This is a genomic window from Polaribacter sp. L3A8, from assembly GCF_009796785.1.
Lineage (GTDB): Bacteria > Bacteroidota > Bacteroidia > Flavobacteriales > Flavobacteriaceae > Polaribacter.
Genome location: NZ_CP047026.1, coordinates 1,779,648 through 1,804,825, shown reverse-complemented (window position 1 = coordinate 1,804,825; position 25,178 = coordinate 1,779,648). Strand labels below are relative to the sequence as shown.

The 25,178-nt window shown below is 29.8% G+C and carries 25 protein-coding genes; 12 read left to right on the top strand and 13 right to left on the bottom strand.

Annotation, left to right across the window (positions count from 1 at the left end; genetic code table 11):
- Positions 1-47 precede the first annotated feature (47 nt).
- The 3 genes from GQR92_RS07325 to GQR92_RS07315 all read left to right on the top strand — a co-directional run bounded on the left by GQR92_RS07325 (position 48) and on the right by GQR92_RS07315 (position 3,883).
- On the top strand, positions 48-818 hold the full coding sequence (locus GQR92_RS07325) for a polysaccharide biosynthesis/export family protein (RefSeq protein ID WP_158838485.1): 771 nt from the start codon (positions 48-50) through the stop codon (positions 816-818).
- Positions 819-824: 6 nt separating this feature from the next.
- The gene (locus GQR92_RS07320; protein ID WP_158838484.1) at positions 825-3,296 is read left to right on the top strand and encodes an exopolysaccharide transport family protein; all 2,472 of its coding nucleotides are present in this window, start codon (positions 825-827) and stop codon (positions 3,294-3,296) included.
- 74 nt (positions 3,297-3,370) lie between these two features.
- Entirely contained in the window at positions 3,371-3,883 is a 513-nt protein-coding gene (locus GQR92_RS07315; protein WP_158838483.1) for a DinB family protein, read from the top strand.
- 40 nt (positions 3,884-3,923) lie between these two features.
- Here the strand turns inward: GQR92_RS07315 and GQR92_RS07310 are convergent, their stop codons facing one another.
- Together GQR92_RS07310 and fumC are read right to left on the bottom strand one after the other, a co-directional pair.
- Positions 3,924-4,397, bottom strand: a complete 474-nt coding sequence (locus tag GQR92_RS07310) for a nucleoside deaminase (RefSeq protein WP_158842034.1) — start codon at positions 4,395-4,397, stop codon at positions 3,924-3,926.
- A gap of 90 nt (positions 4,398-4,487) precedes the next feature.
- A complete protein-coding gene (gene fumC, locus GQR92_RS07305) occupies positions 4,488-5,885 on the bottom strand; it encodes a class II fumarate hydratase (protein ID WP_158838482.1) in 1,398 nt (465 codons plus the stop codon).
- A 159-nt stretch (positions 5,886-6,044) separates the two neighbouring features.
- Here fumC and GQR92_RS17810 point away from each other — a divergent pair, with 159 nt between their 5' ends.
- Positions 6,045-6,218: a hypothetical protein gene (locus GQR92_RS17810; protein WP_199269197.1), complete on the top strand. Its 174-nt coding sequence runs from the start codon at positions 6,045-6,047 to the stop codon at positions 6,216-6,218.
- Between the two features lie 279 nt (positions 6,219-6,497).
- Here GQR92_RS17810 and GQR92_RS07300 read toward each other — a convergent pair whose 3' ends face one another.
- From GQR92_RS07300 to prfB, 3 genes are all read right to left on the bottom strand, one after another.
- Complete coding sequence (locus tag GQR92_RS07300) at positions 6,498-8,957, bottom strand: TonB-dependent receptor domain-containing protein (RefSeq protein WP_158838481.1); 2,460 nt, start codon at positions 8,955-8,957, stop codon at positions 6,498-6,500.
- Between the two features lie 207 nt (positions 8,958-9,164).
- Positions 9,165-9,506: an arsenate reductase (glutaredoxin) gene (arsC, locus tag GQR92_RS07295; RefSeq protein WP_158838480.1), complete on the bottom strand. Its 342-nt coding sequence runs from the start codon at positions 9,504-9,506 to the stop codon at positions 9,165-9,167.
- Between the two features lie 130 nt (positions 9,507-9,636).
- Positions 9,637-10,731, bottom strand: a complete 1,095-nt coding sequence (gene prfB, locus GQR92_RS07290) for a peptide chain release factor 2 (protein WP_158838479.1) — start codon at positions 10,729-10,731, stop codon at positions 9,637-9,639.
- A 117-nt stretch (positions 10,732-10,848) separates the two neighbouring features.
- On the opposite strand from prfB, the gene GQR92_RS07285 reads away from it, so the two are divergent.
- Entirely contained in the window at positions 10,849-11,868 is a 1,020-nt protein-coding gene (locus GQR92_RS07285; protein ID WP_158842032.1) for a threonine aldolase family protein, read from the top strand.
- Here GQR92_RS07285 and GQR92_RS07280 read toward each other — a convergent pair.
- Genes GQR92_RS07280 through GQR92_RS07270 form a run of 3 tightly spaced genes read right to left on the bottom strand, consistent with a single transcriptional unit; the run spans position 11,865 to position 13,472 of the window.
- Positions 11,865-12,350, bottom strand: a complete 486-nt coding sequence (locus GQR92_RS07280) for an alpha-ketoglutarate decarboxylase (protein ID WP_158838478.1) — start codon at positions 12,348-12,350, stop codon at positions 11,865-11,867. The genes GQR92_RS07285 and GQR92_RS07280 overlap by 4 nt on opposite strands.
- Before the next feature lie 8 nt (positions 12,351-12,358).
- Positions 12,359-12,973: a hypothetical protein gene (locus GQR92_RS07275; protein ID WP_158838477.1), complete on the bottom strand. Its 615-nt coding sequence runs from the start codon at positions 12,971-12,973 to the stop codon at positions 12,359-12,361.
- Between the two features lie 4 nt (positions 12,974-12,977).
- Entirely contained in the window at positions 12,978-13,472 is a 495-nt protein-coding gene (locus GQR92_RS07270; protein ID WP_158838476.1) for an RNA polymerase sigma factor, read from the bottom strand.
- A 119-nt stretch (positions 13,473-13,591) separates the two neighbouring features.
- Between GQR92_RS07270 and GQR92_RS07265 the strand changes: the two genes are divergently transcribed.
- From GQR92_RS07265 to GQR92_RS07245, 5 genes are all read left to right on the top strand, one after another.
- Positions 13,592-14,485, top strand: a complete 894-nt coding sequence (locus GQR92_RS07265) for a MerR family transcriptional regulator (protein ID WP_158838475.1) — start codon at positions 13,592-13,594, stop codon at positions 14,483-14,485.
- A gap of 61 nt (positions 14,486-14,546) precedes the next feature.
- Positions 14,547-16,013: a phytoene desaturase family protein gene (locus GQR92_RS07260; protein ID WP_158838474.1), complete on the top strand. Its 1,467-nt coding sequence runs from the start codon at positions 14,547-14,549 to the stop codon at positions 16,011-16,013.
- 1 nt (position 16,014) lies between these two features.
- On the top strand, positions 16,015-16,857 hold the full coding sequence (locus GQR92_RS07255; protein WP_158838473.1) for a phytoene/squalene synthase family protein: 843 nt from the start codon (positions 16,015-16,017) through the stop codon (positions 16,855-16,857).
- A 94-nt stretch (positions 16,858-16,951) separates the two neighbouring features.
- Positions 16,952-17,401, top strand: coding sequence for a sterol desaturase family protein (locus tag GQR92_RS07250; RefSeq protein WP_158838472.1), 450 nt, complete (start codon positions 16,952-16,954; stop codon positions 17,399-17,401).
- A complete protein-coding gene (locus GQR92_RS07245; RefSeq protein ID WP_233270052.1) occupies positions 17,401-18,081 on the top strand; it encodes a lycopene cyclase domain-containing protein in 681 nt (226 codons plus the stop codon). The genes GQR92_RS07250 and GQR92_RS07245 overlap by 1 nt, the downstream gene beginning before the upstream one ends.
- A 15-nt stretch (positions 18,082-18,096) precedes the next feature.
- On the opposite strand, the gene GQR92_RS07240 is transcribed toward GQR92_RS07245, so the two are convergent.
- From GQR92_RS07240 to GQR92_RS07225, 4 genes are all read right to left on the bottom strand, one after another.
- Positions 18,097-19,062: a D-2-hydroxyacid dehydrogenase gene (locus GQR92_RS07240; protein ID WP_158838471.1), complete on the bottom strand. Its 966-nt coding sequence runs from the start codon at positions 19,060-19,062 to the stop codon at positions 18,097-18,099.
- 6 nt (positions 19,063-19,068) lie between these two features.
- Positions 19,069-20,430 (bottom strand): malate dehydrogenase (quinone), encoded by a 1,362-nt coding sequence (gene mqo / locus GQR92_RS07235; protein ID WP_158838470.1) that lies wholly within the window; start codon positions 20,428-20,430, stop codon positions 19,069-19,071.
- A gap of 177 nt (positions 20,431-20,607) precedes the next feature.
- The gene (locus GQR92_RS07230; protein WP_158838469.1) at positions 20,608-21,336 is read right to left on the bottom strand and encodes an esterase family protein; all 729 of its coding nucleotides are present in this window, start codon (positions 21,334-21,336) and stop codon (positions 20,608-20,610) included.
- A 33-nt stretch (positions 21,337-21,369) separates the two neighbouring features.
- Complete coding sequence (locus tag GQR92_RS07225; RefSeq protein WP_158838468.1) at positions 21,370-21,999, bottom strand: GDSL-type esterase/lipase family protein; 630 nt, start codon at positions 21,997-21,999, stop codon at positions 21,370-21,372.
- A 333-nt stretch (positions 22,000-22,332) separates the two neighbouring features.
- Between GQR92_RS07225 and GQR92_RS07220 the strand changes: the two genes are divergently transcribed.
- Positions 22,333-23,118, top strand: coding sequence for a metallophosphoesterase family protein (locus GQR92_RS07220; protein WP_158838467.1), 786 nt, complete (start codon positions 22,333-22,335; stop codon positions 23,116-23,118).
- Positions 23,119-23,123: 5 nt separating this feature from the next.
- Positions 23,124-23,720, top strand: coding sequence for a hypothetical protein (locus tag GQR92_RS07215; protein WP_158838466.1), 597 nt, complete (start codon positions 23,124-23,126; stop codon positions 23,718-23,720).
- 79 nt (positions 23,721-23,799) lie between these two features.
- Here the strand turns inward: GQR92_RS07215 and argH are convergent, their stop codons facing one another.
- A complete protein-coding gene (gene argH, locus GQR92_RS07210; protein WP_158842030.1) occupies positions 23,800-25,077 on the bottom strand; it encodes an argininosuccinate lyase in 1,278 nt (425 codons plus the stop codon).
- Positions 25,078-25,178: the final 101 nt, after the last annotated feature.

Sequence of the window (25,178 nt, the reverse complement as noted above, 5' to 3'; positions counted from 1 at the left end):
ATCACTTTTAAAAAGTATATTTGTCACTATTTATGATTAAAATTACAATGAAAAAACACCTTCTATTACTACTATCAATTTCTTTCTTTTTTTCGTGCATACCAAGTAAAGATATTATTTACTTACAAGGAGAACCAATTGCTAGAAAGGAAATTAAAAGAATAAATAATATACCTTATAAATTACAAGTTGATGATATCTTAAATATTGATATTAAATCTAATGAAGAATCTCTTGTTTCTGTTTTTAAAAAACAGTCTGTAGGAGCTACTGGGGGAGGAGACGGGTACTTTTCTGGATATAGTATAGATAGTTATGGAAATATTAGAATGCCTACTTTAGGGGAAATTAATGTTCTAGGATATACAGAACTAGAGGTTCGGAAAAAGATTGAAAATGAATTAAAAAAATACATTAAAACTCAAGAAGAAATTTTTGTTTCTGTAAAATTATCTGGTATTAAATATACAATTATAGGAGAAATTGGTAGTCCAGGGCCTAAAACTATTTTTCAAAATAAGCTCTCTATTATAGATGCAATTTCTAACTCAGGAGATATAACTGCGGTTGGTAATAGAAAAAAAGTTGAAATTATTAGAAATTCAATTACTGGAACAGAAAAATTTGAAATTGATTTAACAAAAATAAGTGCTTTCGAATCAGAAGTGTTTTATATTAAACCAAATGATATCATTAATATCATTCCATTAAAACAGAAAACATGGGGTACTGGTACTACTGGTTTAGGTGCTCTTACAACAATAGTTTCATTATTTACATTGATTAGTACTACATTTATTTTAGCAAGAAACCTATAGATATTTATGGATAATTTAAATAAAATTAATACTAATAGTATTCAAGCTAATGTAGATGTTAAAGGTTATCTTTTTAAAGTTTTATCTTATTGGAAACTTTTTTTTGTAACTATCATTATAGCATTGATTGTAGCTAAATTTATGAATGATTATAAAACAAAAATTTATAATCTAAATACCGTAATCTCTGTAAAAGAAGAGAATAATCCATTGTTTTCTACAGGAACAAATATTGCTTTTAATTGGGGAGGAGCAAGTGATGCAGTAGAAACTATAAAAGTAGTTTTAACTTCTAGAACACATAATGAAAAGGTTGTTAAAAAATTAAATTTCTTTATAAATTATTTAAAAGAAGGTAGATATCGGTTAGAAGATGTTTATGGTTACACTCCGTTTGTGGTAGATTTAGATACTAGTAAACCTCAATTATATGGACAACTTATACAAGTAGAAATTACAGGTGAAGATACTTATAAATTATCTTTTGACCTTAAAGAGAGTACTTCAAATGCTTTAATTACCTATGATACAAATACAACAAGTGTTCACAACTTTTCTTCTCCTCTTTTTTCTAAAGAGTATAAAATAGATGAACAGATAAATACTGAGTTTTTAAATTTTTCATTGCAAAAAACAAAAAAATTTAATGTTGGAGAAAAATTTTATATTCAATTTGTAAGTTTTGATGGTACTGTAGGAGGTAATAGGTCTATTGGTGTAGCAGGTATTGCAAATGGAGCCTCTATGCTTAGGTTATCTAAAGGAGGTACAAATAAAAATAGGATTGTAGATTATTTAAATGCAACTGTTGTAATTCTTGATGAAGACAAACAAGAACAAAAAATTCTGTATGCTAAAAAGACGAAGAAATATATAGAGCTTTTATTTACCAAATTAGAAGATAGTTTACGGACAATTGAAAAGGAAATGGGGCTCTATAAAGAGAGAAATGATATTTATAACCTTTCTGCTGAGGGGAGTCTAGTTTTTAATGAAACAATTACAATAGAACAAGACAAAAAAAATATTTTAGAATTTAATGACTATCTTAATAATTTAAGAAGTTATATACTTTCTCACGATACTTATGGGGAAAATATTCCTGTTCCAGCTTTAATAGCTGTTCAGGATAGTAAGATTTCTGGAGAAATTTCTACGCTCATTCAACTATCTAGCTTAAGAGAAAAATTAAGAGGTTCTGTAACAGATAACCATCCAGAGGTTATAAAGTTGAGTAATGACATTAATATTTCTAAAACTAATTTGTTAGAAAACATATCTACTTTAAAAGTTGTTAATCAGAATAAAATAAACAAATTAAATGCTGAATTATATACTTATAAGAGTCAACTTAAAAAATTACCTAAAACAGAACAAGTTTTATTAAAGTTCGAAAAAAACTATCAAATTTCTGAAGCAAATTATAATTATTTGAAGCAAAAAAGTTACGAAGCAGGTTCTGCAATTGCTGCAAATGTATCTGATGTTAAAATTATAGATACGGCTAAAGATTTAGGAAATGGTCCTGTATACCCAATACCTAGTTTTAATTATTTAGTAGGTTTAATGTTGGGGATTGTTTTTCCTTTATTTTACATAATAACTAAGGAGGTTTTAGATAATAAAATTCACACAGCAGAAGAAATTCAAAATAATTATGCAATTCCTGTTTTAGGTGTTGTTGGTAAAAATCATGATAACAATAATTTAGCTGTTTTTAACAAGCCTAAATCATCTGTAGCAGAATCTTTTAGAGCGCTTAGGTCTAATATTCAATTCTTGTTTAAAAATGTAGAAAATAACAAGTCAAAAACTTTAATTTTAACTTCGTCTGTGAGTGGAGAAGGGAAAACAATGGTTTCTATAAACATGGCAACTGTTTTTGCTTTAAGTGGTAAGAAAACGGTATTAGTTGGTTTAGATTTAAGGAAACCTAAAATTTATGATGATTTTGATTTAACAAATGATATTGGTGTTGTAAATCACTTAATCAATCAAAAAACATTAGATGAAATTATAATTAATACCAAAGTACCAAATTTAGATCTTATTTTATCTGGGCCAATACCTCCAAATCCTTCTGAGTTGTTGTTAAATGAAACGGCAGATAAGATGATTAAGAGTCTTCAAGAAAGATATGATTATGTTATTATTGATACACCTCCTGTTGGTTTAGTTTCTGACGCTTTAGAGTTGTTTAAATATGGTGATGCAATTATCTATGTGATTCGTCAGAATTATTCAGAAAAAGGAATGATGAGAATGATAGATGATAAGTATAAAAATAAAGAAGTTAGTAACATTAGTTATGTGCTTAACGATTTTTCTATTGAAAATAAATATGGCTACGGCTACGGTTATGGCTACGGTTATGGTTACGGCTATGGTTATGGGAAATACGGAAACGGTTATCATGAAAATGAAGAAGCAAAAGGTATCTTCTCAAGAATCTCAAGTTTATTTAAAAGAAATAGTTAATAAAAAAGCATCGTGTTAACGATGCTTTTTTATTTTAGTCCGAATTACAAAAAATAATAGAACACTATAATATTATGAAGATTCCACAAGAAGAATACGCTGCCTATTTTAGTGATTATATGAAGTTAATAGCTGTTGATACAAAATCAATTATCGAATGTCTTATAAACTCTCAAAATGACTTTGAAAGCTTGTTAAGAAAGCTTCCAAAAGAAAAACAAAATTTTGCGTATGCAGAAGGTAAATGGACATTGAAAGAATTGATTCAGCATATTATTGATACAGAACGTATATTTAGCTACAGAGCTTTGTGCTTTGCTAGAAATGATACAACGTCTTTACCCGGTTTTGATCAAGATTTATTTGTGAATAACGATACTGCCAATGACAGAGATTATGAAGAATTATTAGATGAAATGGCAACTTTAAGAAAATCTACCATTCAATTATACAAAAGTTTTTCTGATGATGTTTTGTTAAGAGTAGGAGTGGCATCAGAAAATAAAATGTCTGTAAGAGCTTTAGGGTATTTGTTTTCTGGTCATCAGATACATCATTTAAATGTTGTAAAAGAAAGATATTTATAATTAAAAAAACCGAAGTTAAAACTTCGGTTTTTTTATGAATTTAATATTCTGTTTTATCTTGTTTTTCTGACCATTTGTTAAATGGTTCTAGTGCAATTTCTCTTCCTATTTGCTCAAAAGGAATACTTCTTTTCTCATATGGTAATGGAATTTCTTTATAGATAAATTCATCATCAAAACCAATATTTGCAGCATCTTGTTGGTTACTTCCGTAAAAAACTTTGTCTGGTCTAGCCCAATAAATAGCCCCTAAACACATAGGGCAAGGCTCGCAAGAAGTATAAATAATACAACCATCTAGCTGAAAAGAACCAATATTTTTACAAGCATCTCTAATTGCAGTAACTTCTGCATGCGCAGTTGGGTCGTTTGTAGAAGTTACTTTGTTATTTCCGTGGCCAATTATTTCTCCGTCTTTTACAACAATACAACCAAAAGGGCCACCTTCATTATTATTCATTCCCTTTAAAGCTGCTTTTACAGCCTCACTCATAAATTCTTCGTGTGTATTCATCTTCATTTTCTGTTATTATGATTTTAATTCTTTAAGCCCAAAAAAGCTGCATAATGTATGCAGCTTTATAGTTTATAAAAATAATAATTTTTATTTTAATGCTCCAATCATTTCTTCTGGTTTTACCCATTCGTCATATTGTTCTGGAGTTACATAACCTAAACGTACCGCTTCTTCTTTTAAAGTAGTTCCGTTTGCATGCGCCGTATTTGCAATTTCTGCAGATTTATAATAACCAATCTTTGTATTTAATGCAGTAACTAACATTAAAGAGTTGTTAACTAGCTCTGTTATTCTTGCATGGTTTGGTTCTATACCAGCAGCACAGTTTTCATCAAAAGATTTACAAACATCTCCAATTAATTGAGCAGACTGTAAAACGTTAGAAGCCATTACTGGTTTAAATACATTTAATTCATAATGTCCTTGGGCTCCACCAAATGTAACAGCAACATCATTACCTATAACTTGGGCACAAACCATTGTCATCGCTTCACATTGTGTTGGGTTTACTTTACCTGGCATAATAGAAGAACCTGGCTCGTTTGCAGGAATAATAATTTCTCCAATACCAGATCTTGGTCCAGAAGCCATCATTCTAACATCATTTGCAATTTTATTTAAAGAAACTGCAATTTGCTTTAAAGCACCATGAGTTTCTACAAAAGCATCATGTGCTGCTAAAGCTTCAAATTTATTTTCTGCAGTAATAAATGGCAATTCTGTAAAATCTGCAATGTATTTTGCAACTAAAACATCATAACCAGCAGGAGTATTTAATCCTGTACCTACAGCTGTTCCTCCTAAAGCTAATTGAGCTAAATGCGCTAGTGTATTGTTTAAAGCTTTTAAACCGAAGTTTAATTGTGCAACGTAACCAGAAAATTCTTGCCCCAAAGTAAGTGGAGTAGCATCCATTAAATGCGTTCTACCAATTTTTACTACAGCTGCAAAAGCTTCAGATTTTGCTTTTAAAGTATCTCTTAATTGTGTAATTCCAGGAATGGTAGTTTCTACAATTTTCTTGTAAGCAGCAATGTGCATCCCTGTTGGAAATGTATCGTTAGATGATTGCGATTTGTTTACATCATCATTTGGTTGAATCACTTTTTCTCCTTCACCAATTACCCCTCCTGCAATTTCTTGCGCTCTGTTAGCAATTACTTCGTTTACATTCATGTTAGATTGTGTACCAGAACCTGTTTGCCAAATTACTAAAGGAAACTGATCGTCTAATTTACCTTCTAAAATTTCATCACAAACTTTTGCAATTAAATCTCTTTTTTCTGTTGTTAAAACACCTAATTCTTCATTTGTGTAGGCAGCGGCTTTTTTAAGATACGCAAAACCATAAACAATTTCTAAGGGCATAGAGCCAGCAGCACCAATCTTAAAATTGTTTCTAGAGCGTTCTGTTTGTGCACCCCAATATTTGTCTGCAGGAACTTCTACGTTTCCCATAGTGTCTTTTTCAATTCTATATTTCATAATTATGATGTATATTTTAGATACAACAAATTTACAAAAACTATGATTATTTAAAGTTGATAATTGTCATTTTTAGATAACTAAAAAAAATATTTTTTTGATGAGGGTTTTTTAAAAATAAGTATTATTTTTGCAGTAATAATTTTACAAAAGATACAAATGTTAGATTTCTCAGAATTTTCAGGATTGGTTTTATTCATGTTTATTTTTACAGCTGGTTTCTGGTTGTTAATATTCTTATTAACATTTGTGGTTCCTTATTGGATAGGTGGAACTATTTGGGAAAACATGAAATTAAAAAAAGAAGCAAAAAGAGCTGCAGAAGGAAAGTAGTTTTCTAAAACATATATATTAAAAAACTCGTTCAGTTAATTGAACGAGTTTTTTTTGTGCGTTACCACAAGGGTCGGGCTTTTCGCACTCGCTTTTTTTAAGAAAAATAAAAAAGAGCTCAAACAAATGCTACAATCCCTAACGCTAGACTATTGTAGAGATTTGGAAGAACTTACCAAACGTTTGCAAATAGTTGCGTTAGGGATTGAAATGACATCCTTTTTTATTTTTATAAAAAAGATATAATGGAAAGCCTGTTAAAACGCCCAAAAAATAAATTTAAAATTCTTCTCCGCCATCATCTTCTCTGTTTCCTCCAGATTTTCTTTCTTTTTGATTTTTATTCTGGTTAAATCTATACGTAAAGTTTAACGATACTTGACGCATTCTTCTTTGAAAAGTTTGATCTGTAATATTTGTAGGGTTTTCTCTGCTTGGAGCATAGCCAATAACTTGATACTTTCTAGTGTTAAAAAGGTCGCTAACATTAAGTACCAACGTTGCTTTGTCTTTTAAGATGTCTTTACTAAAAGCTAAATTGGCAGATAAAATTCCTTTAACATCACTTTGTGCATCGTCTTTAGGGCCTCGGTAAAAAATTCTTGTTTGAGACTGAATATCCCAAGGAAGTGTAATTTTAGCATCGAAACGTGTAAACCATGAGTTGTTTTTTGTGTCGAAATTTTGAGTAATTGGAGTAACTGTGTTGGTGCTTAAATCTGTTAAATTATAAGTGTATTCTCCTTCTGTTTCAAACTGATAAAAGTTAAAACTACCAGAAAAACGGACTTTTCTGCTTGCGTTATAATTTGCTGTAAATTCGAAACCTGCTCTTTCTTCTGAAGCTAAATTGATAGGTTGTCTTACTAAAACATTGGTTTTTTTACCATTTACAAGTCTAGTTTCTTGGCTGTTAACACGTTCAATATTGTTGGTAGAGTGCTGGTAATAGATAGATGAATTTAAGGTTACTTTACCAAATCTATTTAAATAACCTAAGTCGAAAGAGTTTGTATACGTTGGGTCTAAGTTTACATTTCCTTTAGAGAAAATAACTTCACTTTCTCTGCTTTCAAAAGGGTTTAAGTATCTAGAGCTTGGTCTTCTTAGCCTTTTACTATATCCTAACGTAAAGCTTTGCTCTTCTGTTAATTCGTAACCAAAATTTACTGTCGGAAAAAAGTCTGTGTATTTTTTGTTGTAATTTTCATTGGTATTATTTAATTGAATATCAATGTTTGTAATTTCTGCACGTACTCCTAATAAGAAAGAAAACTTATCTATTTTACTACCAAACTGTGTGTAAAAGGCATTTACGTTTTGCGTAAATTCTAAGTTATTAGAAGGGTTGTATTCTGGAGCTAAATTAGGCGCTACCACTAAATAATTAGATGTTAAATCTTGAAAACTACCACGATAACCAGTTTCAAATTGCGAGTTTTCTCCAATTGGTAATACATAATCTGCTTGTACTAAATTATCTATAGACAGTTCGTTTGTAGCATTTGTTTCTGGGTTTATATCTGTAATAATTGCAGACTCGTTTTCTTTATTGGCACTGTGTTGTAAATCTAGTGTTAATTTGTGTCCTTTTTCATTAAAGTTATTCACGTAGTTTAAAGAAAATTGTAATGTTTCATCGGTTTCTCCTTCATCTTGTATACGTGTAGAATTGTACAGGTTAGTATTGGCATTATCAAAAGAACTGATGTAATTATTAGAAATATTTTTACCATCAGAATCTCTAACAAATATGGTACCTGTAATAGAACTTTTTTTGTTTAAATAATACTCTAATCCAAAATTAGCATTAAAGCCTTTTCTGCTTATATCATTGTCTCTGTTTTCGATTCTAACGCTGTCTATAGCCCCGTTAGATAAATATGTAACATCAGAATTATAAACTCCTGGATTTCTATTGTCGCTATAACCTAAATTAGTAAAAACATTTATTTTTTCTGTACGTAAATTTAAGTTTACTGCTGTTTGATAGTTTTTTGGATCACCAACGGTAACATTAACAGAGCCATTAAAGCCAGATGCTTTCCCTTTTCTTAAAATAATGTTTAAAATACCTGCAGTTCCTTCAGAATCGTATCTTGCAGAAGGAGACGTAATTACTTCTACTCTTTCTATAGCATCTGATGGTAGTTGTTTTAATGCATCTGCACCAGATAAACCAACTAAGGCAGAGGGTTTACCATCAATTAAAATACGTACGTTTTCACTACCTCTTAAACTAACAACTCCTTCTGGATCTACATCTACAGAGGGTACATTGTCTAAAACATCGGATGCTGTACCACCTTTAACGGTCATGTCTTTACCAACATTGTATATTTTTTTGTCTAAACGGATATCAACGGTAGATTTTTCTGCAATAACAACTACTTCGTCTAAACTACTTGCGTTTTCTTGTAGTTTGATGATTCCTAATTTTTTGTTTACAGAAATTTCTTGAGCAGGAAATGTGATTGTTTTAAATGAAATAAACTCTACATTTATTTGATATGTCCCTTTAGGTGTTTTAACATTAAACTGTCCTTTTTCATCGGTAATTCCACCAGATATTTTTTGTGTTTTTGTGTTTTTTAAAACAACAGTTGCATATTCTAAAGGTTGATTTGAACTCGCATCAACTACTTTACCCGAAATGGTAATTTCTTTTAAAGAAGGGTTTTGGGCTAATAAAAAGGTTGATGTTAATAAGCAAAATAATAAGAGCGTAATTTTTTTCATTCTAGTCTTTGAAGCGTTATTAATGTAAGACCGCAAAGTTCTTTTTAAGTTTAACTAGATGTAGTTAAAGAAACGTTAAAAGCTTTTTTGAGATTCCCGATTTTTTAGGCTTATACTTTTTATTGAAAGCGATTAAAGATAAAAATCCTGCAAGATTGAAATAAACAATTCTTGCAGGATTTTAAAATATGATGAACTATAAATTTGTTAAATAACAGTAAGAATTGCTTCTGTAGGTCGTCCTATAACAGCTTTATTACCATTTATAACAATTGGGCGTTCTATTAATTTAGGGTTTTCTATCATTGCTTTGATAATATCAGTATCAGACAATTCTTTTCCTTTAAATTCTTCTTTCCAGATTTTTTCTGTTTTACGAACTAATTGAATAGGAGTGATGCCTAATAATTTAATGATTTCTGTAAGTTCTTTTTCTGACGGAATTTCTTCTAGGTATTTAACAACTTCGAATTCTTTTTTTGAGTTTTCTAGAACCTCTAAACCTTGTCTAGATTTAGAGCAACGTGGGTTATGGTATATTTTTATCATACTGAATGTTTTTAGTTTTGCTATTTGTTGGCAAACAGGTTTAGCCCTGATTGAAATGACATCCTTTTTGTTTTTACAAAAAGATATAATGGAAAGCAGGAAATAGCTTCTTATTTAATTTATAAAAAAATTACTCACTTTTTTGTCCATTTAGCATTAAATACGCTTTTAAAAATGGGTTTATATCTCCGTTCATTACATTGTCTACATTACCTGTTTCATGAGCGGTTCTTACATCTTTTACCAATTTATAAGGATGCATTACGTAGTTTCTAATTTGACTTCCCCATTCGTTTTTTAATTTTCCAGATTCAATTTCATCTCTTGCAGCTTGTTGCTTTTGCAATTCGATTTCATATAATTGAGATTTTAACATTTTCATTGCAGTTGCTCTATTATCGTGTTGTGAACGTGAGTTAGAACAAGAAATCTGAATTCCGGTTGGTTTGTGTGTTAACTGAACTTTTGTTTCTACTTTATTTACATTTTGCCCACCTGCACCACTAGAACGTGCAGTTACAATTTCTATATCTGCAGGGTTTACTTCAATTTCTATAGAATCATCAGCAACGGGAAAAACATACACAGAACCAAAGGTTGTATGGCGTTTTCCGTTAGAGTCGAAAGGTGAAATACGTACCAATCTGTGTACGCCATTTTCTCCTTTTAACCATCCAAAAGCATAATCTCCTTCAATTTCTATGGTAATGGTTTTAATACCTACAACATCGCCTGCTTGGTAATTGAGTGTTTTTAGTTTAAAGCCTTGTTTTTCTGCCCACATGGTGTACATTCTAGACAACATTTCTACCCAATCGCAACTTTCTGTTCCTCCAGCTCCTGCATTAATTTGAATGGTTGCAGAGAGGGAATCTCCTTCTTCTGAAAGCATGTTTTTAAACTCTAGGTCTTCTAAAAAAGTACTCGTTTTTTCAAATTGCTCAATTACTTCAGTTTCATCAACTTCGCCTTCTTTATAAAAGTCGTACAAAACATTTACATCTTCATTTAAAGTTATGGTTTTGTTGTAATCTTCTACCCATTTCTTTTTAAAACGCAATTCTTTCATAAAAACTTCAGCAGATTTTGGATCATTCCAAAAATCTGGATCTACAGTTTTTTCTTCTTCGTTGGCAATTTCAATTAGTTTCTTATCAATCTCTAAATAAGATTTTAGTTTATCTATTCTTGTAGCAATATCTTTTAGTTGTTCTTGTGTAATCATAAGTTGAACAAAAATAAAAGAAATTTTAAGACTTATGGTTTTAAAAGCTAATAGTTATTTTATAGATTTATAAATTATTAGTTTTGTTAACTAATAGTAACTTATATTTCTTAAATGATGATAATAGACCTAATTTCTGATACTGTAACCAAGCCAACAAAAGGAATGTTAGCTGCAATGATGAATGCAAACGTTGGTGATGATGTTTTTAAAATGGATCCAACAACTAATGAGTTGCAAGAAAAAATGGCAGAATTGTTTGGAATGGAAGATGCATTGTTTTTTCCATCGGGAACCATGGCAAATCAGGCAGCCATAAAATTACATACACAACCCGGTGATAAATTAATTTGTGATAAATATGCACACGTGTATAATTATGAAGGGGGAGGAGCAGCATTTAATGCTGGTGTTACCTGTAAGTTAATTGATGGAAATAGAGGAATGTTTACAGCAGCACAATTACAAGATGCTATTGCAGAAGGGTTTGGTATTCATACTCCATTTGCTAGTTTAGTTTGTATAGAAAACACCACAAATAAAGGAGGAGGAGCTTGTTGGGATTTTTCTGAATTAGAAAAGTTACAGAAAGTTTCTAAAGCAAATAATTTAGCTTTTCATTTAGACGGTGCACGTTTGTTTAATGCAATGGTGGCTAAAAATGAAAACCCGAAACAATACGGAGCATTATTTGATACCATTTCTATTTGTTTATCTAAAGGATTAGGTGCGCCAATTGGTTCTGTTTTATTGGGGTCTAAAGCACATATTGCAAAAGCTCTACGAATTAGAAAATTATTTGGAGGTGCAATGAGACAAGTTGGTTTTTTAGCAGCTGCAGGAATTTATGCCTTAGACAACCATGTAGAAAGGTTGGCAGAAGATCATAAAAAGGCACAAGAAATAGGTGCCGTTTTAGAATCTGTTTCTTATGTTACAAAAGTAGAACAGATAGAAACAAATATTGTTATTTTTTATGTTGATGAAAAAATAGGAGCCGATATTTTTATTAAAAAAATGGCACAAAAGAACATACTCTTAACTCCAATGGGACAAGGAAAGATAAGAATAGTTACGCATTTAGATTATACGGATGAAATGCATGAAATTCTTTTAAAGGAGTTGAAAAACTTCTAAAAATAAAAACGAACAATTGGTGATATGGCAGAAGAATAAACGCTTCTGTCATCATACAAAACATCATATCTTATACCAACAGCAAACCTACCATTGTTATACGCAACTCCAAGATATAGAGCAGGAAAATTAGTGTTTATACTACCTAAATTAGATTTTTGCTTCGCAAAAGAATGTTCATATTCTCCAGAAAGTTGAATATTTATGTTTGGTATTTGGTATAAAGAAATAATACTAGCTCCATAAACATTTGTTTTAGTATCATCAAACTTACTATATATATAAGTTAAACCTGTACCTAAAGCAAAACCATTGTCAAAATTATAAATAGCACTTGGAGAAACACCAATGGTTGTTTGAGAACCAAAACTCATACTTAAACCACCACCAAATTGTACGTGATCCCAAAAGTCAACTTTTGTTTCTTGAGAAAACATGGCAAAAGAGCAGCTTAAAAATAAAATAAGGAAATACTTTTTCATAATAGAAATTAATTAGTCTCGTCTAATTTAGCCAATTCTTTATAATTTCTATTCAATTTTTTTAATAAAATACCGTAAAGTAGTTGGTAGAACAAATATAAAACCCCCAAAATGACTAATGTAACTACTAATGTTAGAAGAATTATTAGCAATATTTGTTTGGTATTTATGTCTTCTATTTTAAAGTTTATTTCAGCGATTGTAACAATTATCATCATTAATGTCAAGTAGCCTAAGTTAAACAAAACATAGTTTCTTACTGTTTTTCTCGTTTTAATAATCTTTTTCATCAACTTTTTTGTGGAGTCAATTGCAGAAATATTTTTATAATTTCTATAAAACATTACTAAAAAGTAGAACAGTATTAAGTACGCTAAAACTTGAGAGTAGTAAACAAAATTTAATAACCCAATTTTTTCATATTCAGCATACGCTTCATCCAGGTCAATAAAAAAGTATAAAGAATTTAAAACTACAAATTCTAATATACCAATTATAAAGATCCATTTTACAATAGATGATGATCTTGATTGTGCCATTTTGTAAATTTCAACAGAAGATAGTTTATTGTCATCTTCTGGTTGATTTTTCCAAGTATTTTTATATTTTTCTAATAAATCCATGTTATTATGGGTTTAAAATGTTTTTTAATTTTTCTTTTGCTCTATTCATTTTCACTCTTGCATTTACAGAAGATATTCCTAATGTTTCAGAGATTTCCTTATAAGGTTTGTCTTCAAGGTATAAGAATATCAGCGCTTTGTCAATATCATTTAATTTATGAATTGCTTTGTATAAAGACCTTAATTGTATTTCTTCTGTATCATCATAATCAGTCGCTTTTATTTTATAAGCAAAATCAGTTATATCTTGGGTTTTAACCGTTCTTGTAGATTTTCTATACAACGAAATTGCTGTGTTTAAAGCTACTCTGTACATCCAAGTGCTAAACTTAGAATCTCCTCTAAACTTTGGGTAGTTTTTCCAAAGTTGAATGGTTATTTCTTGAAACAAATCATTATGTGCACTTTGATTTGTAGTATAAACTCTACAAATTTTATGAGCTATATTCTGATTTTTTTCAAAGACCTCTAAAAAACTTTTTTCTAAATCTTTTTGCACCTGTGTAAGCTAGTTAGTTATCTATTAGTAGTGTAAAAGTATCATTTGTTACATTTTTAATAAAATAAATTTTATTCTTTGTTTTTTCTTTAAATTTGTTGAACTAAAAATAAAATGTATTGAACAATATTAAACAAGATTTTACTATTAAAGACCTTGAGAATATTTCAGGAATAAAAGCACATACGATTCGTATTTGGGAAAAAAGGTACAATCTTTTACAGCCAAAAAGAACCGAAACGAATATTCGTTTGTACTCTAATGAAAACTTACAGAAACTTTTAAATATTGTTTTATTAAATAATCATAATTTTAAGATTTCTAAGATAGCTAAAATGTCTGATGAAGAACTCATTTTGCAATCTAGAGAATTAGCTTTTACAACTTCTATAAATGATGAAGCGCTTAACTCGTTTAAATTGGCGATGTTTCAGTTTGATAAACAGTTGTTTAATAGTGCTTATAATAAACTTTTACAAAAAAAGACATTTAGAGAAATTTTTAAAGAAGTGTTTGTTCCTTTTTTAAATCACATTGGTTTGTTATGGCAAACAGAAACTTTAAAGCCTGCTAATGAGCATTTTATTTCTAATTTAATTGCTCAGAAAATTTTAATAAATATAGAGGAAATTCAATTTAATAATTCGAATACTACTAAAACGTATGTATTGTTTTTGCCAGAAAATGAAATTCATGAGTTAGGTCTTTTATATTTAAATTACGAATTAGTTTTAAGAGGTTTTCACACCATTTATTTAGGGCAAAGTTTGCCATTAAATAATTTAGACTATTTTTTAGAAAGTAAAAATGAAATTTCTTTTATAACTTCATTAACCATAAAACCGTATGATGATAAAATTGAAGACTATTTTAAAGAAGTTAATGCTGCAATAGCAGACACTAATCATACATTTATTGCAACAGGAAATAAAGTAAACAAAGTAAAACATCTTAAATTAAATGAAAGAATTCAATTATATGACTCTATGTTAGATTTGTTAAATGTCTTGTAAATTGTATTCTTTTTTAATTTTATGTTTAATAATTTTGTATTTTTGTTAAACAAAATAAAAAATGAAGAAGAATATTTATATAATTGGTTCAGGTTTTTCTGCCTTATCGGCTTCTTGCTATTTAGCAAAAGCAGGTTATGAAGTTACAGTTTTAGAAAAAAACGATACTTTAGGAGGTAGAGCTAGACAATATAAAAAAGACGGTTTTACCTTTGATCTTGGTCCGTCTTGGTATTGGATGCCAGATGTTTTTGAACGTTTTTTTGCTGATTTTGATAAAAAACCTTCCGATTATTATACTTTAGATAAGTTAAACCCTGGTTACGAAGTTTATTTTGGAGAGAATACTTCCGTTAAAATTTCTAGCGAATTAAAAGAAATTTACGCCCTTTTTGAAAACGAAGAAAAAGGAAGTGCCAAACATTTAAAAACCTTTTTAGATTCGGCAAAATCAAATTATGACACTGCTATAAAAGACTTGGTGTATCAACCTGGAGTTTCACCTTTAGAACTAGTAAATACAACAACAATTGCAAGAGTTACTCAGTTTTTCTCAACCATAAGAACCCAAGTTCGTAAAAATATTAAGAGTCCTAAACTAATTAAAATATTAGAATTCCCTGTGTTGTTTTTAGGAGCAAAACCAAGCAATACACCTGCATTTTACAATTTTATGAATTATGCAGATTTCGGACTCGGTACATGGCATCCAAGAGGAGGTATGTATACTGTAATTAAAGGAATGGTTTCTTTAGCAGAAAGTTTAGGTGTTACATTTACAACCAATGCAAATGTGGAGAAAATTATAACCGATACTTCTAAAAATGTAACAGGTTTGTTGGTTAATGGAAAAGAAATAAAAACAGATTTGGTTTTAAGTGGTGCAGATTATCATCATACAGAAACCTTGTTAGATAAATCTGTAAGACAATACTCTGAAGGGTATTGGGGTAAAAAAACATTTGCTCCATCTTCTTTATTATTTTATGTTGGTTTTGATAAAAAAATAGCAAACGTAAGTCATCATACATTGTTTTTTGATACAGATTTTGATGCACACGCCAAAGAAATTTACGATGATCCACAATGGCCAACAGATCCGCTTTTTTATGCAAATTTTACGTCAATTACAGATAAAACTTCGGCACCAGAAGGCAAAGAAGCTGGTTTTTTCTTGATTCCTTTAGCACCTGGAATTGAAGATACAGCAGCACTTAGAGAAGAATATTTTCATAAAATTTTAGATAGATTTGAGAAATTAACAAACCAAGAGGTTAAAAAATACGTATTGTTTAGTAGATCGTTTTGTGTAAATGATTTTAAAAGTGAATACAATTCGTATAAAGGAAATGCATACGGAATGGCTAACACTCTTTTACAAACCGCTTTTTTAAGACCAAAAATAAAAAGTAGTAAAATAAATAATTTGTATTTTACAGGGCAATTAACAGTTCCGGGGCCTGGTGTTCCTCCTGCATTAATATCAGGTAAAATTGCATCAGAATTAATTTTTAAAAATCAACAATAATATGAAAGAATTATTTGACAGTGTTTCTAATGATTGTAGTAAGTTGGTTACTAAAAAATACAGTACTTCATTTTCTTTGGCAGTAAATATGTTGTCTCCCAAAATTAGAACTGATATTTATAATATTTATGGGTTTGTTCGTTTTGCAGATGAAATTGTTGATACTTTTCATGACTATGATAAGGAGCTCTTAATGGAACATTTTGAAAGAGATTATTACCTTGCAAAAGAACATGGAATTAGTTTAAACCCTATTTTAAACTCTTTTCAACAAACGGTAAGTAAATATAAAATTCCAGATGCAATGGTGCAAGCTTTTTTAAAAAGCATGAAAGCCGATTTATTTAAAACGGAGTATGAAACCAAAGAGGAATACGATGCCTATATTTATGGTTCTGCAGATGTGGTTGGTTTAATGTGCTTAAAAGTTTTTGTTGATGGAGATGATAAAAGATTTGAAGAATTAAAAAATGCTGCCATGCGTTTAGGTTCTGCTTTTCAAAAAGTGAATTTTTTACGTGATTTAAAAGACGATTTTGAAGTATTGAATCGTTCTTATTTTCCGAATATCAATTTAGGAGAATTAGACGCAGCTTCTAAAGAACTTATTATTAATGAAATTGAAGCTGATTTCGATTTTGCCTACCAAAACGGAATTCTTAAATTGCCTGCAGAAGCAAAGTTTGGTGTATATATGGCATATAGATATTACAGAAGGTTGTTAAAAAAGTTGAAGAAAGTTCCATCAGAAAAAATTATGGATACTCGAATTCGAATTTCCGACCCGATGAAAATTAACTTACTTGCTAGAAGTTATGTAAAATATAAATTAAATATTATATAGTAAAATGTCTCCTCGAGCGCAGTCGAGAGGTTATTTAGAAGAGGCAATACTATTAATTAGGTCTCCACTGCGCTCGACCAGACATTAAAATAAAATGATATATATAGTAATAACATTGGCTGTTTTCTTACTAATGGAATGTGTAACTTGGTGCACACACAAATTTGTGATGCATGGCTTTGGTTGGTATTTACACGAAGATCATCATCAACCAAAATACAACGGAGTTTTTGAAAAAAACGATGCTTTTTTTGTTGTTTTTGCTACACCAAGTATTTTGCTTTTTTACTTTGGTACGTATACAGAATTTACTTTCTTGTTTTTTATAGGACTTGGAATTCTATTTTACGGAATTGCTTATTTTTTAGTACACGATGTATTAATTCATCAACGTTTTAAATGGTTTAAACGCACCAATAATCGGTATTTAAAAGGATTAAGAAAGGCGCATAAAATGCATCATAAACATTTAGGAAAAGAAGAAGGTGAGTGTTTTGGAATGTTGTTTGTTCCTTTTAAATATTTTAAAAAACCAAAAATTTAGTGTTTCTATATCTACTTTTAAATCTCGGTTCTATTAGTATTCCGCTTTTATATTCTTTTGAGAAAAAAATGCGATTTATAAAACATTGGAAAGCTGTTTTTTCGTCTTTAATACTTGTTTCGATTGTTTTTTTAATTTGGGATGCTATTTTTACAGCTAATGGAGTTTGGGGGTTTAACCCAGATTATCATTTAAATTTCTTACTTTTTGGAATGCCAATTGATGAATGGATGTTCTTTATCTGCATTCCGTATGCAAGTATATTTATTCATTATTCCTTGGAGTATTTTAAACCTCAATTAGTTATTTCTGAAAAGATTACAAAATTGATTACAATATTTTTTATGCTGATTTTGCTTCCTGTAATTTTTATGAATACGGATAAAGCCTACACTTTTGTAAATTACACTTTTCTGATTTTACTACTCTTAATTGGTTTTTTCTTCGGAATTAAAGATTTACAACGGTTTTATATTTCATTCCTTATTATTTTGATTCCGTTTTTTATAGTAAACGGAGTTTTAACAGGAACAGGAATCGATGATCCAATCGTTTGGTATAATGATGCAGAAAACTTAGGAATCCGCTTATTAACAATACCTATAGAAGATGTAGGCTATGCTTTTACGATGATTTTTGCTAATGTTTTATTGATTGAAAAATTCAAGAAAAAAGTTTAAGAAAAAGGAATGCTTCTAAGCGTTTATTACATTGACAGGATTTCCATTAATAAAAGCATCTAAATTATTTACAGCAGTTTGCATTAAGCGAGTACGTGCTTCTTTTGGAGCCCAAGCAATATGAGGTGTTATAATACAGTTCTTCGCATTTAGTAATGGGTTATTGGCTAACATAGGTTCTGTAGAAATTACATCTACCGCTGCACTAGCTACTTTACCAGAATTTAGAGCGTCTTTAAGATCTTCTTCAATAATTAATCCTCCTCTAGAAGTATTAATTATAAGTACACCATCTTTCATCTTATCTATATTTTCTTTATTGATAATGGCTGTGGTACTTTCTGTAAGCGGACAATGTAAACTGATAATATCTGCTTTTTTAAACAATGTATCTAAAGGGACATATTGGCAAGTTTTGGTTTCTAGTTCCGGATATTTGCTTCTACTATGAACCAAGATATTTAATCCAAAAGCAGCGGCCAATTTTGCAGTTGCTTGCCCTATTTTTCCAAAACCAATAATACCAATAGTTTTACCAACCAATTCTATTAATGGAGATTTGCTAAAAGTAAAATCGGCACTATTTAACCACTCACCATTTTGTACAGCAGCATTATGTTTTCCAATATTATGGCACATTTCTAGTAATAAGCCCATGGTAAATTGTGCCACGGCATTGGTGCTATATGTAGGTATGTTTGTAACTATAATACCACGTTCTTTGGCGTACTCAATATCAACAACATTGTACCCAGTTGCTAAAACGCCAATATATTTAATAGTAGGTGTTCTTTCTAGTACACTTTTAGTTATTGGTGTTTTATTGGTAAATACAACAGTTGCATTGCCAATAGATTTAACTACTGTTTCGGTATCAAAATTTGTTTTATCATGTACTTTTAAATCTCCAAACTGTTTTATTCCGTCCCAACTTAAGTCGCCCGGGTTTAATGTATGTCCATCTAAAACTACTAAATTCATAATACTTTAATTTTTAAAAGACTTATCAAAAACTTCTTTCATAACAGCGTAAGAAGTAGAAGCGCCAGGAGAGGCACCTAAAAGAGCTGCAATAGTTCTGTCTTCAGAAACAATAATTTCTGTACCGAATTCTAGTTTTCCAAACCCTTTTTTGTTACGTTTAATAATTTGCACACGCTGACCTGCAACAACTACTTTCCAGTCGTCATTATCTGCTTCTGGATAGAATACTCTCAACTCATTCATTCTATCTTTAAATGATAAACGTACTTGTTTAATTAGATATTTTACAAGCGGTAAGTTTTGGTAACCAGCTCCTAAAAGACTCATAATATTATCAAACTCTACAGATTTTGGTAAATCGAACATAGAGCCATGTTTTAAAAATTTGGTAGTAAAACCAGCAAAAGGACCAAATAACAATTCTTTACGTCCGTTAATCATTCTAGAATCCATGTGAGGTACAGACATTGGTGGTGCACCAGGACCAGCTTTACCATAAGCTTTAGCATTGTGTCTTTCTATAATTTCTGGATTGGTGCAACGTAACCAAAGACCACTAATAGGAAAACCTCCATATCCTTTTGCTTCCTTTATGTTTGCTTTTTCTAGTAAAGGCAATGTTCCTCCTCCTGCACCAATAAAAAGATAGTTAGTTGCTAACATCCAATGTTTACCAACATTTTGTCCTTTTATACTTACTACCCAATTATTTCTTTTAGATTTTTGAATATTGTAAACATTGCTATGATTCAACAATTCTACATGTGGTTGTTTTTTTAAAAAACGAAATATTTGTTCTGCTATTTCACCAAAATTAACATCATATCCTTTTTCAAAATACGTGGCAGCAACTTCTTCTTTATCAGAACGTCCTTCCATCATTAAGGGAAGCCATTTTTTTACTTGTTCATTTTCTTTAGAAAAAAACATGCCTTTAAAATTAGGTTGCTCACTCATTGCATTATAGCGTTTTTCTAAAAAGGCAACATCTTTTTTTCCTCTAACAAAACTAAGGTGTGGAACTTCACTAATACATTTTGATAAATTTCTAATGTATCCTTTTTCTGCACAGTCTTTCCAAAAGTTATAAGTTTCTGTAAATTGCTCAGAAATACTAATTGCTTTATCAATATTTACAATGCCTTTCTTTTCTGGTGTATAATTTAGTTCGCAATTTCCAGAATGTCCTGTACCTGCATTGTTCCAAGCTTCAGAACTTTCTTCTGCCATTGTAGGTAACTTTTCTATAATGGTTATTTTTTTACCTGGATACTTTTCATACAATAATATGGCTAATGTAGCAGTCATAATACCACCTCCGATAAGTACAAATTCGGAATGTTTTACAGATACAATTTTTGGCATTTTTATTTTTTTGAGAGTACAAAGGTAACCGTTTCTGTATTTATTTAAAACGGATTTTTATTGCTATTTTAGCAATTTTTGTGTCGTTAAATTAGAAAATATGTAAAGAAAAATGAACGATTTTTTATTTTTTTACCTGAGTATATTTACTTTTTATTGAAATAAAAATAGTTTTTTCTAAAAATAGATATCTACCATTTTTCTCCAATATCTAGCTCTGTGTGCTTCTTCGTGCCATTCAAATAAGTTATGTGGAATTTCCTTTTCATTTAAAATATCTGATAATTTAAAGTTACTGCCTAAAAAGGAATCTTCTTTTCCGATAGCTAATGTAATATCCATTTTACTCAATTGATCAATAACAATAGGATCTTGTAAGTTTTTTAAGTATTGGTTAGGCATATTAAAATAAACAAAATCATTATGAAAACCGTTGAATAAATCGTTGAAGTAACCACTCGATTTTGTTAAATCATAACGACCACTCATTCCTACAACTTTTGTAAATAAATTAGGATGACGCATGGCAATATTTACAGCATGATAGGCACCTAAACTACAACCCGCTGAAATAACATTTTTATTTGAGTTGATAGAATTGGCGAGTGCTACCACTTCTTCAATTACATAGTTTTCGTATTGAATATGTCTATAAATACGGTATCCAGGATCTTTAAAACTATTATAAAAAGATTCTAAATCGACACTATCTACACAAAATACTTGTAATTTTCCTTTTAATATTTTTTGTTCTAAAGCAGCAATAATTTTCCAATTTTCATAATCGAAAAAGCGGCCCATTCTTGGTGGAAAAAACAACACTTTTGTTCCCGCATGCCCAAATACAAGAAGTTCCATTTCTTTTTCAAGATTCGGGCTATACCATTTATGATATTCTCTTTTCATGAAAAACAATTTTTCTATCAAGGTAATCTTTTCTTATACTTTCTCGAGTATTTTTTTGAGTATTTTTTGAGGGAATATTTGTGGTTGCGTATGCAGTAATTTTGCTAATAGTTGGTAACCTTTGGTGTTAAAGTGCAATCCGTCCTCTTCAAAATAAGTACTATCAGGATTTCCGTTTTCATCTAATAAATCATCATAAATACTTACAAAATGAAAATTATCGTCTTTAGACATTAATTTTTTAATGTTTTTATTTGTAAAATGAATGCTTTCTAATAAATGATTACGAGCAACACTTGGTTTTATCGAAATACAAGTGCATATTACGTTTCCATATTTTGCCCTAATTTTTAGTAATAAATTTTCTAAATAGAGTAGTACCTCTTCTGGGTGTCTTCCTTCTCCTAAATCATTATCACCTGCATAAATTACAATAGCATCTATTTCCTTTATGTTTTTAAAAACACGATCAAAAAACCATGTGCATGCAGCTAAAGTTGCTCCTCCAAAGCCTAAGTTTACAGGGTGATGTTCTTTAAAAATAGTGGTTAACTCATTCCATAAGGTAATTGTAGAACTACCATAAAAAATCATTCTAGGTTTATAGTTTAAACTTTCAATTTGATTTTCTAATCGCTCTAAATCTGAATGAAACCAAAACATAAATACATTATTTTTAAGGGGTTAATCGTTCAATATAAAAGATATATATTAAATACGAGGTAAAATGATTAAAATAATAATGATGTAAGTAGTTTTTTTCTAACTTTTAATGAGATAAATGATTTAATTTATTAAGAATAGAAATATTTTATTAAAATAAATTTATTTTTAATAAACTGCTCTTAAAGCCTTTAAATACAACGTGTAAGTAGTGTTTGTTTTTAGGATAACAAGGTTAAAAACTAGTTTTGAAATTATTTTTTTTTATTATTGTAAGCACCTATTTTTTTATCGTCTATACAATGAATAAATTTGTATAAACATATAGAAAAAATGAAATATTTAAGAATAGCAATACTGAGTTTTGTATTGTTTTTTACAACTTGCGACCATCCTTTTGAATTTAGTGTTTATGAAGCAAACGTAAAAACCAATCAACAAAATACAACGGTTAAGAATTTAAAATTATTAGAAGATATTTCTCTAGATTCTAAAGAATTTAAATTTGCATTTATTTCAGATGTACATTTTTTTTATGATCAACTTAACGAGGTAGTTGATGATATAAATAATAGAGATGATATTAAATTTGTAATTTTTGGTGGCGATATTGCAGATCAAGCATTATTAAGAGAATATGAGATTTTTCATGATATAATGAAAGATCTTCAAAAACCTTACCTCACAGTTATTGGAAATCATGATTATAATAATAATGGTGAAATCATTTATAAAAAAATGTTTGGCGACTATAATTACTCTTTTGAATTTAATAATAACAAGTTTGTGCTTTTTGATGATGTAGTTTGGGAAAGTGAAAAGGAGTTAGACTTTGATTGGTTAACATCAGAATTAAAAGCGAATGAAACCTTTAATCAAGTATTTGTAATAACTCATATTCCTCCTAATGGAGATCAGTTTGATGATGAGTTGGAAGAAAAATACAGATCTTTAATGTTAGAATATAAGGTTCCTTTATCTATACATGGTCATACGCACACTTACTTTTATGAAGAAGGGGAAGTAAGTTATTTAACTGCGCCTACCGTTAAAGATGAAGCTTACAATATAGTAACAGTAAAGGAAAAGGATTTTAGTGTAGAATTGATAGAATTATAAGTAAGATGAAAAATAGAAACATATTAATACTACCAATAATGTTGTTATTATTTAACAATATTATTGCTCAAGAAACAGTCTCGGTTAAAGAAAAATCTTGGTATGTACCAGACTATGTAAAAGCACAATTTGCCGGAAATATAGGCCTTTTTTCTGTTGGTGCTGGTTACCAATTGTTTGATAAAGTTTTATCTTCTGAATTATTATATGGTTTTGTGCCAAAATCTGCATCTAAAGCAGAGAACATACATTTAATTACTATAAAGAATACGTTTCCTATTTACAGAAAAAAGATTGGAGAAAACTTAACAATAACTCCAATTGCTGGTATTGCAACAACTTTAGATATAGGTACTACTTCGTTTACAACGCTTCCTAGTAAATATCCAGAAGGTTATTATGTTCCCACAGCGGTTCATTTTACGCTTTTTGGAGGAGTTATGGTTCATAAGGATTTTAAGAAACCAAAAATATTTAAAGGAGTAGATTTTTACGTAGAATTAGGTACGGTAGAAACTTATTTATGGTATGCACTAGCTACAGAAGAAGTAGATTTAGTAGATGTTTTTAGTACGTCTATTGGAGTCAATTTTTATTTTTAAGAGATAGAATAAAAATCGTTCATAAAATAAAAAGCCCAAATTCATAATGAATTTGGGCTTTTTAGATTTGTAATTATTTTTATTGTTTAGGATATTTTGCTGCAATTTTATCCAAAGATAAATTATGTATACTTCCTACATGAGTGTGTTGTTTCCCTAAATCTGGTTTGTAAGTGCCTGCTTGTACTTGTCCTCCAATTTTTTGATATGCTTCTCTAAAAGACATCCCTTCAACCACTAAATTATTAATGCTATCAACCGTAAATAAATATTGATATTTTTCATCATCTAAATCGATATCTTTTACAATTACTTGCTGAATAGAGTAATTAAAGATGTCTAAAATATCTTTTACATCTTCAAAAGCTGCAATAATGTTTTCTTTTAACAATTGATAATCTCTGTGATAACCCGTTGGTAAATTGTTGGTAATTAAGATCATTTCTGTTTGTAATGCCTGTATTTTATTACATTTTCCACGAATCAATTCAAACACATCAGGATTTTTCTTGTGTGGCATAATGCTACTTCCTGTAGTTAATTCATCTGGAAAAGTAATAAAATTAAAATTCTGACTCATATACAAACAAACATCCATTGCAAAGCGAGACATAGTGTTACATAAACCACCTAAAGCAGAAGCTATAGAACGTTCGCTTTTTCCTCTACTTAATTGTGCTGCCACAACATTGTATTTTAAGGTAGCAAACTCTAATTCTTTTGTAGTTAATTCTCTGTCTATAGGGAAGGAGCTTCCGTAACCTGCAGCAGAACCTAAAGGATTTTGGTCTACAACTTTAGAAACTGCATTTAACATATATACATCATCAATTAATAATTCTGCATAGGCAGAAAACCATAACCCAAATGATGATGGCATTGCCACTTGTAAATGCGTATAACCAGGTAAAAGGCTTTCTTTGTGCGTTTCTGCAAGATTTAATAAAGTTTCAAATAAAACTTTAGTTTTTGAATTAATCAACCTTAGGTTGTCTTTGTAATATAATTGAAGTGCTACTAAAACTTGATCGTTTCTAGAACGTGCAGTATGAATTTTCTTACCAACCTCTCCTAATTTATTGGTTAATTCCCATTCAATCTTAGAGTGTACATCTTCAAAAGAAGCTTCTATTATGAAGGTTCCGTTTTCAATATCAGTTGCTAATTCGTTTAGTCCTCTTTTTAAATCTTTTAGTTCATCCGCAGTAATAATACCAATAGATTCTAGCATAATAGCATGAGCTAAAGAAGCCTGAACATCATATTTTGCAATATGCATGTCAATTTCTCTATCATTACCTACTGTAAATTTTTCTATTTGTTGATCTATTGAAAATCCTTTATCCCACAACTTCATAATTTCTATTTTTTTTGTCATTGCGAGGTACGAAGCAATCTCTTTATTAATTGAGAGATAACTTTGTGATACTTCCTCGTTTTGACGTTTTGTTATATTAC